Raw genomic sequence first — 14,794 nt, forward strand, 5'->3', positions numbered from 1 at the left:
ATGCTTTTTAAGAATTTGAGTCTAAAGGTCGGCATGACCTTTTGTATTGCTGCTTTGATGGCATTGACAGTAGCCATGGCAGGCTGGGCCCTGTATTACTTTCATGGTCTGTTGGCCTTGGGCTCGGGCGACAAGGTATTGCGTACCTTGCAAGAGCAGCAAAGCACGTTCAATATCGTTCTGACCATTGTGCTGGTGCTGGCCGTGCTGTTGGGCCTGGCTGCTATCAGTTACTTCTTTCGCCGTGTGGTGCGTCCTTTGGGCGATTTTGCCAGCTACTTTGATGCGATTGCCAAAGGTGATCTGACCCAGCGTATCCGTGTGCTGACCGCCAATGAAATTGGTGATTTGTTCGAGTCGCTGGGCCGCATGCAGGAGTCCTTGGTCAAGACGACCACCACAGTGCGTCTGGGCCTGGAAGAGATCCACGCCGGTGCTCAGGAAATTGCCCAGGGCAATACCAATATCAGCAGCCGTACTGAAGAGCAGGCCGCCTCCTTGCAGCAGACCGCAGCCAGCATGGAACAGTTGGCTGGTACCGTCCGTCAGAATGCGGATAACGCTCAACAAGCCAACCAACTGGCTGCGACGGCCTCGGATGTCGCCCATCGTGGTGGCAGTGCTGTCAATGAAGTGGTTGCAACCATGCAAGGCATTTCGGCCAGCTCCAACAAGATTTCCGACATTGTGGGCGTGATCGACAGTATTGCCTTCCAGACCAATATTCTGGCTTTGAACGCTGCGGTGGAAGCCGCGCGAGCAGGTGAGCAGGGCAAGGGTTTTGCGGTGGTGGCGGCAGAGGTGCGAGCCTTGGCGCAGCGCAGTGCCCAGGCCGCGCGTGAAATTACCGCTTTGATCGAAGACTCGGTGCGTAAAGTAACGGAAGGTTCCTCGCAAGTGGAACGTGCTGGCGCCACCATGCAGGAAATTGTGGATTCCGTGCGTCGTGTGACCGACATTATGGGCGAGATCACCGCCGCCACGATTGAGCAATCTTCCGGGATTGATCAGGTGAACCGTGCCGTGTCGCAAATGGACGAAACGACACAGTACAACGCCCGTCTGGTGGAGCAGGCAGCCCTGGCATCGTCTGGCCTGAGCGAGCAGGTGACCAAGGTTAACCAGGCCATCGGTTTCTTTCGCTCTCCGGGTACGGAGGTCATTGATGTCAGCGCTCGTCGTGTTGCCAATCGCCGCAGTGCCAGTGTCTCCAGCTCTGACTCCGAACAGCGCCGCAGCCCCTCCTTGAAAGGCAGTACGCCAGCCGGCAAACCGGCCGGTACGGCAACTAAAGGCTTGTCCGCGCCGGTCAAGGCGGCAGCGCCCGCCAAAGCTTCGGCAACCGCTCAGGACGATAGCCAGCGCCTGCTGCGCCCCGATTTGAGCGGCAAACAAAACAGCGCATCTTCCGATGATGATTGGGAGGAGTTTTAATGTCTTTCTCCCGACTAAGCCTCTGGGTCGGGCGGGGACGTAAGGCGCTGATAGGTTTGTGTTTGTTCACCCTGGCAGCGTGCGCTACCCAGGGTTCCTCTTTCAAGGCTTCGGGCTTGAATGATCTGATTCTGGGCCAGAGTACGCGTGCCGATGCCGAGCTGTCCTTGCAAGGCCGCCCTCATCAGGTTTACCGACAGCTCGATGGCAGTGAAATGGCCGTTTGGTTCCAGGGCACAACCCTGGCAACGGATGCGGTCTATTTTCGACAGGAACTGTGGCTTCAGTTTGATGCCCAGGGGCGTTTCCAGCAAGTGGTCAAGCGCAGTCACATTCCTTCCGTGTACCGCGAGCAGGCGCGCAGCGCCGCCACCGGCTCGGTCACGATTGAACACCCTGGCACGGACATGATCACCATCTTGCCGGTCAGCCACTAGAGTTTTCTTTGGATTTAGCAAATGCTGGGTATTGAAAGCAGTCTTCCGTCCGCGTCCCGCGCTTCTAAACGTCGTTCCTCCAAATCGTTTCGCCCCAGCCTGAAGTCGGCTTCGGGGCTGAAAATCAGCACCATGCTGATGATTTGCATGGCTTTTTTCCTGGTTCTGATTGTCGCGGTAGGGGGGCTGGCCGCCTATTTTCTGCAGCAAAGCGGTGATGCCTTGCGCACGATCAATCGCCAGGATCAGCGTGCCATGCAGATTCTGCAACTGAACAACAATATGATGGAAGCCCGCGTCAGCCTGATGAGTGCGGCGCGCTTTTATCAGGAAGCGGGCATTGATAATGACGCCAATATGCTGCAAAGCGCAGACAATCTGGTGATCATGGCCAATCAGAAGCTGGATGAAGTGCGTAAGGCCTTTGCCGATATTCGCGCCAATATGCCTACCGAGCCTGAGTTGCGCCGCTTGGCTATGGGGCTGGTTGCGTCCTACCAGGCCTATCTGGACGACGGGATTGAACCCATGGTCCAGGCTCTGGAAACCCGTGACTACAGTACGTTCTACTTTGTCAGTGAGGGTTTTGGTGTTTTGCGTGCTGCCACCTTCCAGTTTCGCATTGAGGAGCTGAGCAAGTTCTACAACGAGCAGACGGATGTGCTGCTGGAGCAGACCGAGCTGCAAACCCGTGTGGCCAACATCGTCATTGCGGTGGCCTTGTTGCTGGGACTCGCCATTATTGTGGCAATGCGTCTGATACTGGGTCGTGCCGCTTTGAAGCCCTTGCGTGAAGCCGGCATGCACTTTGACTATATTGCCAATGGTGATCTGACCAAAAAAATTACCTACCGCTCGGCCAATGAGGTGGGGGTTTTGTATGACTCCATGCGTCGCATGCAACAAAGTTTGCAAAGCATTGTGCTGACCGTGCGCCAAGGTGTGGACGAAATTGCGTCGGGTTCTTCGCAGATTTTTGCAGGCAATACGGACCTGAGCTCCCGTACCGAGCAACAGGCTGCCGCCTTGCAGGAAACCGCAGCCAGTCTGGAAGAGTTGGCCAGCACAGTGCGTCAGAATGCGGACAATGCAGGTCAGGCAGACCAACTGGCTCATAACGCTGCCAAGGTGGCTCGCCAGGGAGGGGAGTCGGTTGGCGCGGTGGTCAACACCATGAATCAGATTTCTGCCCGTTCTGGACAGGTGGCTGACATCGTGAATGTGATCGATGGCATTGCCTTCCAAACGAATATTCTGGCTCTGAACGCGGCCGTGGAAGCAGCTCGCGCTGGTGAGCAAGGCAAGGGTTTTGCGGTGGTGGCCGGTGAAGTACGCAGTCTGGCCCAGCGTAGTGCGCAAGCGGCCAAGGAAATCAAGGGTTTGATTGAAGCCTCGCAAAACGAAGTTCAGACGGGTACACAGCAAGTGGCCAGTGCGGGCGACATTATTCAAGAAGTGGTGCGTGCGGTGAACAGCGTGACCACCTTGATGAGCGAGATTTCTTCCGCTTCCCAAGAGCAAACTGCCGGTATCGAACAGATCAACACGGCAGTGGCTCAGATGGATGCTGTGGTGCAGCAAAATGCATCACTGGTGGAAGAGGCGGCGGCCGCGGCAGGCTCCTTGCAGTCGCAATCCGAGACCTTGGCCGAGGCCGTATCCCAGTTCAAGGTGCAGGAAGGCGACGTGATCAACATGAGCGAGCGCGACTACGATCGTTTGCGTTAAGCGTTTTGCGGGGAAAAAACAGGCCTATGCCTATAGTTGAAATCCCCTAGAAAAACAGGGCTTGTGAAGGCCATGCTGCATGGCACAATAATTCTTTGTCTATAGCCAGCAGAGACGCCCCATGTCCTTCGCGATTCCCGGTGAATCCGTGGCCAAGACGGCGGTGCGCCAAAAGGCGCCCGGCATCTTGGCCTGGTTGATTGCTTACCCGCCTTTTGATCAGATGCAGGCCCAGCATGGCGATTACCTGATCGAACATAGCGAGCTACGGTTCTTTTCAGCCGGACAGGTGCTGCTGGAAGAAGGCGCGCGGGTTGATCAGCTTTACATTGTTCGCCAAGGGCAAATTAGCTGCCAGGAGCATGGCGAGACGCACGACTATGTGGAAGGAGATCTTCTGCCCGTGCGTGAGCTGGTCTCGGGACAGGCCCTGGGTAGTGCTTACCAGGTGCAGGAAGACTGCTTTACCTTGTGCGTGTCCGGTGAAGCCGTTGCCCATCTGCTCAGTACGAGCGAACCATTTCGGGATTACTGCCTGCGAGGTACCAGCAGCTTGCTGGCTTCGGTCTGGCGCAGTGCCCAGCAAAGTGCCAGTGCGGATTTGGGTGCCAGCTATACCTTGGACATGAGTCTGCAGGCGATGACAGAACGCGGTTTGCTCAGTTGCTTGCCAGACTGTCCGGTAGAGCAGGCCGTCAAAGACATGCATGAGCGTCAGGTCAGCAGCATAGTGGTCGTTAATCCCGACCAGCATTTGCTGGGCATCTTTACCTTGCGAGATTTGCGTCGCTTGGTGGCGGGCGGCCAGTACGACCCGACTCAGGCCATGTCGCAAGTCATGACACCGGATCCGGTCTGGCTGGTGCCACAGTCTTCGGCCTTTGATGCGGCCTTGCTGATGGTGGAGCACCAAATCGGCCATATTTGCCTGGTTCAAGACCACAAGGTCGTGGGCATGGTGTCCGAGCGTGATGTGTTTTCTTTGCAACGCGTGGATCTGGTGCATTTGTCGCGTGCCTTGCGCTGTGCACAGGACGTGTCGGTGCTGGTGCGCTTGCAGTCGGATATTGGGCGGCTGGTCGATGCCATGCTGGCTCACGGTGCACGATCCGAGCAATTGACGGCTGTCATTACGCGCCTGAATGACCACACGGTTCAGCGCACGATTGAATTGACCTTGCCCGGCTCCGGCTTGGATGAGATCGAGTTTTGCTGGCTGGCTTTTGGTAGCCAGGCCCGTGGTGAGCAAACCCGTCACACGGATCAGGACAACGGGATTGTGTTTGTCGCCAACTCCCCCGAACAGGCTAAGGCCTATCGAGCCTTGCTCTTGCCTTTTGCGCGTCGGGTCAATGAAGCCCTGGATCGCTGCGGGATGGTCTGGTGTACTGGCAATATCATGGCCAGCAATCCTGAGCTGTGCCTGTCTGAGGCCGAGTGGTTGCATCGCTTTCAGATCATGATCGAACGGCCTGCCCCCGAGCAGTTGCTGGAGTCCACGATTTATTTTGATTGCCGTGCCATCTGGGGCCAAAGCAGCGTGTTGCAGCGCATGCAGCGTCGGGTTCTGGGTATGGTGAATGATAATCCTGTGTTCCAGCGCATGCTGGCCCAAAGTACCTGTCAGACCCGTATTCCCAGCGGTAAAAAACGCAGTCGCCTGGAGGCCTTGATGGGGCAGGGCGATGACAAGTTGGATATCAAGAAACAGGCCTTGGCACCGATGGTGGATGTGCTGCGTGTGCTGGCCCTGGCACATGGTTGCGAATTGCCCTCCTCCATGGACAGGCTGGCCGTGCTGACCCAGCGTGGTGTTTTTACGGCCGAGGAGTCAGAAGGCCTGCGTGAGGCCTACCGTTACCTGCAATTGTTGCGCTTGCAGCATCATCAGACCCAGTTGCAGGAGGGGCGGGAACCTGACAATCTGGTGCGCTTGAGTGCTTTGGGCGCATTGGATGCGCGTGTCTTGCGTGAGGCCTTGTCCCAAGTGCGTCGTGCCCAACGTATTCTGGCTTTCCGATATCGCTTATGAAACGGCTCTCTTGGCTACCTTGGCGTAAACCTTTGTTTGCTGCACGCCGCCTCTCCTTGTCCTGGAGCGCAATAGACGAGCAGGCCTTGGATAACGCCGCTTTTACCGTGCTGGATCTGGAGACCAGCGGTCTGGAGCCCAAGCGTCACCATATTGTGCAGATCGGTGCGGTACGGCTGGAAAGCGGTTCCATTGCCTTGGGTAATGTCTGGTCCGGTCTGGTTCGGACTCATGGTGAGCGCAGCCCGGAAAGCCTGCTGATTCATGAGATCAGCCCACAGCGACAGGAGCAAGGCGAGCCGCTGCCACAGCTCATGCGTGACTTTGCGCGTTACTCAGAAAACACGGTGTGGGTGGCCTGGGACGCCGACTTTGATCTGGCATTTCTGGATCGTGCCTGGCCGCAGGCAGGTCTGGAGCAAGCCCGGCCTTTGATTCTGGACCTGGCCGAGCTGGCTGCTTGTGTACTGCCTGAGTGGCGTGGCCGCCGCCTGGGTCTGGACGATTGTCTGAGATATTGTGGCCTGCCCGTCAGTGACCGCCATGATGCCTTGGGTGATGCCTTGGTCAGTGCGCAGTTGATGCAGCTCTTGATTGGGCGTGCCCGGCAAAAAGGCGTGGTGACCATCGGGCAGGCCCGGCGCCTGATGCAGTCACACAAGCAACGGCAGGCCCACGCGTTTTAAGGGCCGGCCAGCCCGAAGGCAACTCGCATCATGGCTTCGTAGCCGGAATTGAACAGTTGGGCCAGGAATGGGGTGGTTTGCGGGATCACGACCACGAGCAACGTCAGACCGACCGTCAGTGTAATTGGGAAACCAACGGCAAAAATGGTCAGTTGCTGGGCGGTACGGTTCAAGATTCCGAAGGCCAGGTTAATCGTCAGCAGCACAATAATCAGCGGCAGGGCCAGCAACATGCCTGAGACCCAGAGCTCACTGCTCCAATCCAGCAAGGCACCCCAGCCATTGATGTGCAGGTCGGCTCCGATAGGCAGCACATGGAAGGTGCGAACCAGAACACCGAGCAAGAGCAGGTGACCGTTCAGGGCCAGAAAGGTCAGCACGGCAATCACGTTCAGCAAACGTGACAGCACGGCGGTATTGGCGCCGGTAGCCGGGTCAAAAAATGAGGCAAAAGACAAACCCATTTGCAGACCGATAAACTCGCCTGCCGTTTGCACCGCCGCAAACACGATACGCATGGTCAACCCTAGCGCAATCCCGATGAAGACTTGTTGAGCTGCAATCAGCAAAGCCTCGTAAGAGGCGGTGGGCAGGTCGGGCAGGGGCGGCAGGGAGGGCGCGATAATCAGGGTCAGGACAAAACCCAGACCCACTTTGGCCCGCTTGGGGATCGCAGATTCGCTGAAAAAGGGAACGGTGGCCAGGGTGGCCAGAATACGGATGAAGGGCCACAAAAAGGCATTAAGCCAGGCATAGAGCTGGGCAGAATTCAGGTCGAGCACGGCAGCAAACCTAGGGCCTGTTGAGTGAACAAGGCCCTGCGCTTGGCCAGTCACACGGTGGTGTACTCACAAAGGGCTCCTTGTCGCGGTGGCCGGTCTTAGTTGACCAGTCCAGGGATGCCTCGCAAGAGGCCCTGCATGTAGTCGACCATATTGTTGATCAGCCAAGGGCCCAGCAGCACAACGGTAATACCCATCGCCAGCAGCTTGGGGATGAAGGACAGTGTCATCTCGTTGATCTGGGTAGCCGCTTGAAAAATACTGATGCCCAAACCGACCACCAGCACCACAATCAACATGGGGCCGGCCATGGACAGGGCCAGTTTCAGGGCGGTATAGGTCATGGACATGACGGTCTCGGGAGTCATGGCAGTCCTTTATTGGTAGAAGCTGCGGGCCAGGGAGCCAAGCAGCAGATGCCAGCCATCGGCCAGCACAAACAGCATGAGCTTAAAGGGCAGCGAGATGGTCACCGGCGGGACCATCATCATCCCCAGGGACATCAGGACGCTGGCAATGACCAGGTCAATGATCAGAAAGGGAATGAAAATCGTAAAGCCGATCTGGAAGGCTGTTTTCAGCTCGCTGGTCACAAAAGCGGGCACCAGCACGCGCAAGGGCACGTCTTCCGGCGTCTGCAGCTCAGCCACGCCCGCCATATCGCCAAACAGCTTCAAGTCCGCCTCGCGGGTCTGATGCAGCATGAATGTTTTCAGGGGCTGTGCGCCTTGCTCCAGCGCGGTCTCAAAGCTGATCTTGTTTTCCGACAAAGGTTTGTAGGCGTCTTGATAGACCTGATCAAACACCGGCGACATGACAAAGAAGGTCAGAAACAGGGCCAGGCCCACCAGCACAGTGTTAGGTGGTGCTGTACCCGTACCCATCGCATTTCGCAGCAGCCCCAGCACAATGATGACGCGGGTAAAACCGGTCATCATCAGCAAGGCGGCTGGCAGAAAGGACATCATGGTCAGCATGGCCAGTGTCTGGATGCTGAGTGACCAGGTCTGCGAACCGTTCGGGCCGGCTGTGCTGGTAATGGCCGGAATAGCCTGGGCCCAGGTCTGGGACGGCAGGAACAGGCCAATCAAGGCCAGAAGCACGATCAGGCCAGTGCGCTGGGCGGGAGAAAGGTGTGCGGTCATGAGGCGGTCAGCGGGGCGCACGGTGCTGGTCCAGATGGGCCTGGAAGTTCGGTTCGGAGCCAGCAGGGTTCGCGGTGTGCAGCAGGCTGATCTGTTGAGGGGTGATGCCAATCAGAATTTCCTGGCCATCGATCTGCACCAAGGCCACACTGCTGCGTGGCCCCAGGCGTTGATTGTCCAGAATCTTGATACGTTGCTGGTTCTTGTTTTTCAGCAGCCCGCCACGACGGGCAACCCAGGCGGCTGCCAGAATCAGGCCTACAACCAGCAGCAGGCTAAGCATGATTCTGACGAGCTGGGCTTGTTCCATGCTCTAGCGGCGGCCGTTCAGGCGCTGGATACGGTCCGATGGGGTCACGATGTCGGTGACGCGAATACCGTATTTATCGTCCACCACGACCACTTCGCCTTGAGCAATCAGGTAGCCGTTCACGTAAATATCCAGCGGCTCACCGGCCAGGCCGTCCAGTTCCACCACCGAGCCCTGGCCCAGTTGCAGAATGTTCTTGATGGTCAGACGTGTGCGGCCCAGTTCCACCGACAACTGGACTGGAATGTCCATGATCATGTCGATATCGGTGGTGGCATTGGTCTGGGCGTGCTCTATGGGCGGGAACAGATTGCTGGCTGGGCTGGGCTCGTCGTGCACAGGAGCGGCAGCGCTTTGCTCGGCCAGGGCCGAGGCCCAGTCATCCTGCAGGGGCTGTTCCAATCCTTGGGCTTGGGTGCTGCTTTGGCTGCCAGCCTGTTGCTCAGCCATCGCGGCTGCCCAGTCGTCCTCGGGCGCAGACCGGTCGTTAGGGTTGTGAGGGTCGCTCATAGGGACTTACCTTTAGTCAAATCGCTGTCGTGGGTGGCCAAGATGTTTTCTACCCGCAAGGAGTAGCGGCCGCCGGAGGTGCCATACTGGCATTCCAGAATCGGTACACCATCCACGTGGGCTTCAATAAGGGTGGGGATTTCAATCGGCAACACATCATTGACCTTGAGCTGAGTCAGTTCGGCAATGGTCATGTCTATGTTGACGAAGTTGGCAATCAGTTCGACCTCGGCGCTGCGCACCTGGCGCGAGAGCTGGTGAGTCCAGCGCTGGTCAATGTCGTTGGTGCCTTTGTCTTGCAAGGGGCGCGTCAGAAGGTCGCGCACCGGCTCGATCATGGAGTAGGGCAGGCAGATGTTCAGATTGCCGCCTTGGGCACCAAATTCAATATTGAACGAGGTCACCACCACGATGTCGTTGCTGCTGCTGATGCTGGCAAACTTGGTGTGCATCTCTGAGCGCATGTACTCCGCTTCCAGCGGGTAGATGGACTCCCAGGCACCACAGTAGCTCTCCAGGGTCAGGGTCAGTAAACGCTGGATGATGCGCTGCTCGGTGGTGGTGAAGTCGCGGCCCTCGACACGGGTGTTGTAGCGGCCATGGCCACCAAACAGGCTGTCGATAATCAAAAAGACCAGGTTCGGGTCGAAGGTAAACAGCGACACGCCGCGCAAGGGCTTTAAGGACACCATGTTCAGATTGCTGGGCACGGGCAGGTTGCGCTCGAAGTCCGAGTACTTCTGAATACGAATGGAGCCGACGGTAATGTCCGCGTTGCGGCGCATGAAGCTGAGCATGGTCGAGCGCAAGCGACGGGCAAAACGCTCGTTGATCAGCTCCAGGGTCTGCATGCGGTGACGCACTACCCGGTCTGGCGAAGTCAGGTCATAGGCCCGTACGCCAGTCAGGTTTTCATTTAAGGGCTTGGTGTCAGCGCCTTCGCCGGTAACACCGGCCAGCAGTGCATCGACTTCGTCTTGGGATAGGAAGCTCTGATACGACATTTATTGGATGACAAAGGCGGTGAACAGGACATCATTGATGGTCGGTACAGCGGTATTGAGCGCGTAGGGCTCTTTCAGGCCGGCGCTAAGCTGTGCAACCAAGGCTTGACGCCCTTCGGAAGTCTGGATGTAGGTGGGGCGCTGTTCAGCCAGAATCTTGAGTACGCGGTCACGCACCATCGGCATGTACTCCACCAGCATGGCACGCGAGCCATCGTCCTGGACACGCAAGGTAATGCCTACGTACAGGATGCGCGAGCGACCATTCTCGTTCAGGGTGACGGTAAAGGGATCCAGGGGCGCAAAGATGGGCTTGACGTTGACTTTGACCTCCGGGGGGGCATCAGGCGCAGTTGCGGCTTCAACCGACTGGCCTTTTTCTGCCCAGGCCAACCAGGCAGGCGTGCTGCTTTGTTGCAGGGAGTAGTACAGCGTTGCGCCCACGCTAGCGGCGATAATAAACAGAACCAGCAGACCGGTTTTCATCAGGCGTGCAAGTTTGGTGGGTGCTTTTCGGGCCATGTGATGTGAGCGTTGAATTTTCTAGCGTATGACAAACAGACAAACGCATGTCTGGCCTGAGCCTGACTGCATGCCTGAGCTATTGTGCCGGAGGTCAGACAGGACAGGCCCGGCGAATAGACGCTGCTTTTCGAGCTTAATCATGCTTTTTGCCGGGCTGTCTGTGAGGCTGTGAGTCAGGCGAAGGTATCAACCAGCGCGTCAGGATTGAGCGAGCGGGTAGTGCTGCTGTTCACCAAGGAGCCGGTCTCGTCAGGCAAAGCCATCCCGTCCAGGCTGAAGCGGGGTTGATCGCCCTGATTGCCCTTGGCCGCCAATTGCTCGTGAAAAGCTTGGTGCGAGGCGTGCTGGTCACCTACATCAGCCTGTCCCAGGCTCAGGCCACTGTCTGCAAACTGCTGTTGCAGTTGTTGCAAGGACTGTTCCAGGGTGTGGCGGACTTGGGCGTGGGGCGAGGTAATCATGGCGTGGGCCACGCCATCTTGCATCTGCAAGGTAATGCGCAAGGGGCCCAGTTCGGGTGGATCCAGGCGAATATCAGCACTTTGAACGCCCCCCTGAGCCTGTTGGGCCAAAGAGATCATTTGACGGCCCATGGCGGCCCCCCATTCGGGGGAGTGAACCGGCGTGGCAACGGCCAGCGTCATGGGACTGGGCAAAGTCGCTGGGCTGTGGGTCTGGGTAGCGCCCGGTGTGGCGGTCAGTTGGGCCAGCAAGGACGCATCTAGCGCCGGCAGGTTCAGATTCACGCCAGCACGCGCATCTTCAGCAATTTGTCGACCAAAGGCCGCCAGGCTGGCCGATGCTTCATCCATCAACTGAGTCTGGGACCAGACCGCCGTGGTGGAGATGTCGGCGCTAAGCGGCTTGTGATTGAGCACTTGCGTGGCATGGATGGCAGGTTTGCGGGCAGCCATGGCAGCGACTGGATTGCTGATTTCCACGGTTTTGGGCGTAGTCAGTTCAGCCTTCAGGTCAACGTCGGTTCGCACCTCAGCCGCGCTCAGGGGGAGCGTCTGAGGCTGTCGGCGGATGTTGTCATTCAAGTCGGTCGCCAGAATCTGGCGTGTATCAGCCCCTTTCAGAGGCAGCTTGCTATCGGTTTGTGCCGCGTTGAGATCGGCCTTGCCATTTTTGATGGCCTGCACTTGAGACAGAATCGACAAGGCCATGGCGGGTAGGCCACTATTGGCCTGAGCCTCGGTGTCCAGGTTCAAATCGCTTTGATCGGCAAGCAGCAGGGCAGGGTCCTTGATCAGGGTGTCCAGCTCGCTGGTGTCGGCTTGTTCGGCTACCGCGTCTGCCAGTTTGGGATTGTCTGTAGGAACCTGGGTTTTGGCGCTGTCCTGTTTGGCAGGTGCCGGTGTTTTGCCAGCTCCTTTGTTTTGCACCTGTTGCTGTTGCGTGTGCAAGTGCCGGGCAAAACCTTCGTCTTTGGGCGCATGCGCAGCCGCAGGCCCGGCCGTGTGAGTGGCGGGGGCCGAGGGTGCGGCAGGGGCCGCAGGTAAAACCGAAAGAGAGGGCGAAGTCATGGCGGCGCTTGTTTAATAGGCGGTCTGGCTACGGGTAAAGAGACGAGCAGCGATTTCATCGCTGTTTCGTTGTTCCATTCTTTGTTGCTGGACTTGTTGAGTCTGGAGTCGGCGGTCGATCAAGGTTTCATAGGCCTTCAAGCGTTGCAGGTGGCCATACCAGAGCTGGCGTCCCTGCTCCATTTTCTCTTCCAGCGCTTGGATAACACTATTTTGCTGGGAAATGGCTTGGTCCAATGTCACGATAAAGCGGCGGAAATTGTGGTAATTCGCCATGGTTACCCCGGTTTGACCCACATTCAGCAAGCGCTGGGCGTAGTCCTGGCGATAGGTTTGCAACATGTCCAGCTGCGAATGGGCGGCATCGCGCTCCGTGCGCAGCTCTTGCAAATGGCGGGCCGCATCGTCCACCTTGTTCTGACTGAGATCGACCAGCGTTTGTAAAGAGGCATTGGCTTTCATGGCTATTGCTCGCTATTTAAAACGGCGTTCAATTCATCAAAGGCGCGTGGCACGTCCACACGTTGTTGCATACCCTGGCACAGATAGGCTTGCAGCCAGGGGAAACGGTCAATGGCCTGATCAATGGCGGGATCATTGCCACGGGTATAGGCGCCAACGGCAATCAGGTCGCGGTTACGCTGATAGCTGGAGAGCAGGCTCTTGAAGCGATGCACCATCTTGATCTGCTCCGGATCCACAATGATGGGCATGACCCGCGAGATGGAGGCTTCGATATCAATGGCTGGGTAATGGCCGGTTTCCGCCAGACTGCGCGACAGCACAATGTGGCCGTCCAGAATCGCGCGGGCCGAATCGGCAATGGGGTCTTGCTGGTCATCACCCTCGGTCAGCACGGTGTAGAACGCGGTGATCGAGCCGCAACGACCTTGTGCATTGGGCTCGCCATTGCCGGCGCGCTCCACCAGGGCAGGCAGCTTGGCAAACACAGAGGGAGGGTAGCCCTTGGTGGCAGGAGGCTCGCCAATGGCCAGCGCGATTTCACGCTGGGCCATGGCATAACGTGTTAGCGAATCCATGATCAGCAAGACGTTTTTGCCTTCATCACGGAAAAACTCGGCCAGACGGGTGGCGTATACCGCCCCTTGCAAACGCAGCAAGGGTGAGACGTCAGCAGGTGCTGCGACCACGACCGAGCGCCGCAGACCCTCTTCACACAGGTTGTGTTCAATAAACTCTTTAACTTCGCGGCCCCGCTCGCCGATCAGGCCCACGACAATGATGTCGGCCTGGGTGTAGCGGGCCATCATGCCCAGGAGCACACTCTTGCCGACGCCGGAGCCGGCAAACAGGCCCATGCGCTGACCACGGCCCACCGTCAGCAAACCATTGATGGCACGCACGCCCACGTCCAGCACGGTGTCGATGGGGCTGCGCTTGAGCGGATTGGGGGTGGTGTGGCTGAGCGAGACGCAGGCTTGTGCGTCGATCGGACCCAGACCGTCCAGCGGATTGCCACTGCCATCGACGACTCGGCCTAACAAGCCGGGCCCAACCGGGACATGGCGGGAGCGCGCCTGAGCAGGCAGGCTGTCGGGCTGATCGGAGTCGGGTAGTGGCACGGGTGGCTGCAATTGCGCCTCAACCGGTACTACGCGGGCGCCGGGAGGCAGGCCGGAGATTTCACTTAAGGGCATCAAATAGAGGGATCTGCCCTCAAAGCCCACGACTTCGGCTTCGGCCCAGATGTTTTGCGCAGCCGACAGCTCCACTTTGCAGGCAGCCCCTACTGCCAGCTTCAAACCGGTGGCTTCCAATACCAGACCCGTGGCGCGGACCACGCGGCCACTGCGCAGGTTCGGCTCAATGGCCTGAACCCGCTGCTGTGCGGACAGCAACTGGGCGCGCCAGCGTTCGGGGGAGGAGGCCAATAGGGGCGTTGCCATTCAAGGCTCCGAGGCCACGGGCAAGCCCAGGCTGGCCAGGGCTCGTTTCCAGCGGGTGGCAAAGGTGGCGTCAATATCGCCATAGCTGGAGCGCACACGGCATTCGCCGCGTTGCAGCTGGGCATCTTCTTGCAAACGCCAGGCGCGGGGCTCGCCTTGCTCGATCAGAAATTCACGCACCAGGCTGATGTCGTCCGGGTGCAAGGTCAGCTCCAGGGCGCTGGTATCGCCCGGATCGCTGCGCAGCACCTCAGCCACCAGATCGCGAATGCGGCTGGGTTCGGTCTTGATGGTGCTTTGCAACACATGCTCGGCAATGCGCGTGGCCAGCTCAATCAGGGACTGGCCCATTTCCTGATCCATCAGTTCGATGGACTGGGCGCAGTTCTTATTCAGAGCAACAAATTCCTTGATGTACTGGTCGATCTGTTCCTGGGCCTTGGCCATGCCAGCCGCAAGTCCAGCTTCATAGCCCTGTGCGTGACCGCTTTCCTGGCCTGCTGCCAGACCAGCGGCATGCCCCTGGTTGAAGCCAGCCTGATAGCCTTGGGCATGACCTTCTTCCTGGGCCTGGCTGCGCTGGTTTTCCAGATCGCGTTGCAGTTCTTCCTGCGTAGGCGGGACGAATGCCGATTCTTCCGGTTCCGGGGCGACAACAGGATCATCCAGCCCCTGCATTTGCCAGCGGCTCCAGCTTTCCTGAAGGTCCGAATAGGCCGAGGCTTTACGGTGGCTGGACATTTACAGGCTCCCGCGCAGGCGGTG

General features: G+C 58.2%; 16 protein-coding genes. 5 read left to right on the top strand and 11 right to left on the bottom strand.

What is annotated here, in order from left to right; translation table 11 throughout:
* From AC6I6N_RS00425 to AC6I6N_RS00445, 5 genes are all read left to right on the top strand, one after another.
* Positions 1–1,434: a methyl-accepting chemotaxis protein gene (locus AC6I6N_RS00425; RefSeq protein ID WP_269467005.1), complete on the top strand. Its 1,434-nt coding sequence runs from the start codon at positions 1–3 to the stop codon at positions 1,432–1,434.
* Complete coding sequence (locus AC6I6N_RS00430; RefSeq protein WP_094196118.1) at positions 1,434–1,871, top strand: hypothetical protein; 438 nt, start codon at positions 1,434–1,436, stop codon at positions 1,869–1,871. Before AC6I6N_RS00425 ends, AC6I6N_RS00430 begins: the two co-directional genes overlap by 1 nt.
* 21 nt (positions 1,872–1,892) lie before the next feature.
* Positions 1,893–3,599: a methyl-accepting chemotaxis protein gene (locus AC6I6N_RS00435; RefSeq protein ID WP_497942552.1), complete on the top strand. Its 1,707-nt coding sequence runs from the start codon at positions 1,893–1,895 to the stop codon at positions 3,597–3,599.
* A 121-nt stretch (positions 3,600–3,720) separates the two neighbouring features.
* On the top strand, positions 3,721–5,631 hold the full coding sequence (locus tag AC6I6N_RS00440; RefSeq protein ID WP_497942554.1) for a DUF294 nucleotidyltransferase-like domain-containing protein: 1,911 nt from the start codon (positions 3,721–3,723) through the stop codon (positions 5,629–5,631).
* Positions 5,628–6,317 carry a 3'-5' exonuclease gene (locus tag AC6I6N_RS00445; RefSeq protein WP_121738538.1) on the top strand — a complete coding sequence of 230 codons (690 nt, stop codon included), beginning with the start codon at positions 5,628–5,630 and terminating at the stop codon, positions 6,315–6,317. Before AC6I6N_RS00440 ends, AC6I6N_RS00445 begins: the two co-directional genes overlap by 4 nt.
* Here the strand turns inward: AC6I6N_RS00445 and fliR are convergent.
* The 11 genes from fliR to fliH all read right to left on the bottom strand — a co-directional run bounded on the left by fliR (position 6,314) and on the right by fliH (position 14,770).
* Complete coding sequence (gene fliR, locus AC6I6N_RS00450; protein WP_094196122.1) at positions 6,314–7,099, bottom strand: flagellar biosynthetic protein FliR; 786 nt, start codon at positions 7,097–7,099, stop codon at positions 6,314–6,316. The two genes, AC6I6N_RS00445 and fliR, sit on opposite strands and share 4 nt — an antisense overlap.
* Before the next feature lie 98 nt (positions 7,100–7,197).
* Positions 7,198–7,467: a flagellar biosynthesis protein FliQ gene (gene fliQ, locus AC6I6N_RS00455; protein WP_003804652.1), complete on the bottom strand. Its 270-nt coding sequence runs from the start codon at positions 7,465–7,467 to the stop codon at positions 7,198–7,200.
* A 9-nt stretch (positions 7,468–7,476) separates the two neighbouring features.
* Positions 7,477–8,244 (bottom strand): flagellar type III secretion system pore protein FliP, encoded by a 768-nt coding sequence (gene fliP, locus AC6I6N_RS00460; protein ID WP_107685427.1) that lies wholly within the window; start codon positions 8,242–8,244, stop codon positions 7,477–7,479.
* A gap of 7 nt (positions 8,245–8,251) precedes the next feature.
* Entirely contained in the window at positions 8,252–8,527 is a 276-nt protein-coding gene (gene fliO / locus AC6I6N_RS00465) for a flagellar biosynthetic protein FliO (RefSeq protein WP_094196124.1), read from the bottom strand.
* Between the two features lie 30 nt (positions 8,528–8,557).
* On the bottom strand, positions 8,558–9,064 hold the full coding sequence (fliN, locus tag AC6I6N_RS00470) for a flagellar motor switch protein FliN (RefSeq protein WP_094196125.1): 507 nt from the start codon (positions 9,062–9,064) through the stop codon (positions 8,558–8,560).
* Complete coding sequence (gene fliM / locus AC6I6N_RS00475) at positions 9,061–10,068, bottom strand: flagellar motor switch protein FliM (RefSeq protein WP_094196126.1); 1,008 nt, start codon at positions 10,066–10,068, stop codon at positions 9,061–9,063. The genes fliN and fliM overlap by 4 nt, the downstream gene beginning before the upstream one ends.
* Positions 10,069–10,590 (bottom strand): flagellar basal body-associated FliL family protein, encoded by a 522-nt coding sequence (locus AC6I6N_RS00480; RefSeq protein ID WP_094196127.1) that lies wholly within the window; start codon positions 10,588–10,590, stop codon positions 10,069–10,071.
* 176 nt (positions 10,591–10,766) lie between these two features.
* On the bottom strand, positions 10,767–12,122 hold the full coding sequence (locus AC6I6N_RS00485) for a flagellar hook-length control protein FliK (protein WP_376913824.1): 1,356 nt from the start codon (positions 12,120–12,122) through the stop codon (positions 10,767–10,769).
* Between the two features lie 12 nt (positions 12,123–12,134).
* On the bottom strand, positions 12,135–12,584 hold the full coding sequence (fliJ, locus tag AC6I6N_RS00490) for a flagellar export protein FliJ (RefSeq protein ID WP_121738542.1): 450 nt from the start codon (positions 12,582–12,584) through the stop codon (positions 12,135–12,137).
* Positions 12,585–12,586: 2 nt separating this feature from the next.
* The gene (gene fliI, locus AC6I6N_RS00495) at positions 12,587–14,029 is read right to left on the bottom strand and encodes a flagellar protein export ATPase FliI (RefSeq protein ID WP_497942562.1); all 1,443 of its coding nucleotides are present in this window, start codon (positions 14,027–14,029) and stop codon (positions 12,587–12,589) included.
* Positions 14,030–14,770: a flagellar assembly protein FliH gene (gene fliH / locus AC6I6N_RS00500; protein WP_497942564.1), complete on the bottom strand. Its 741-nt coding sequence runs from the start codon at positions 14,768–14,770 to the stop codon at positions 14,030–14,032.
* Positions 14,771–14,794: the final 24 nt, after the last annotated feature.

This window comes from Alcaligenes sp. LTN-3, from assembly GCF_059735605.1.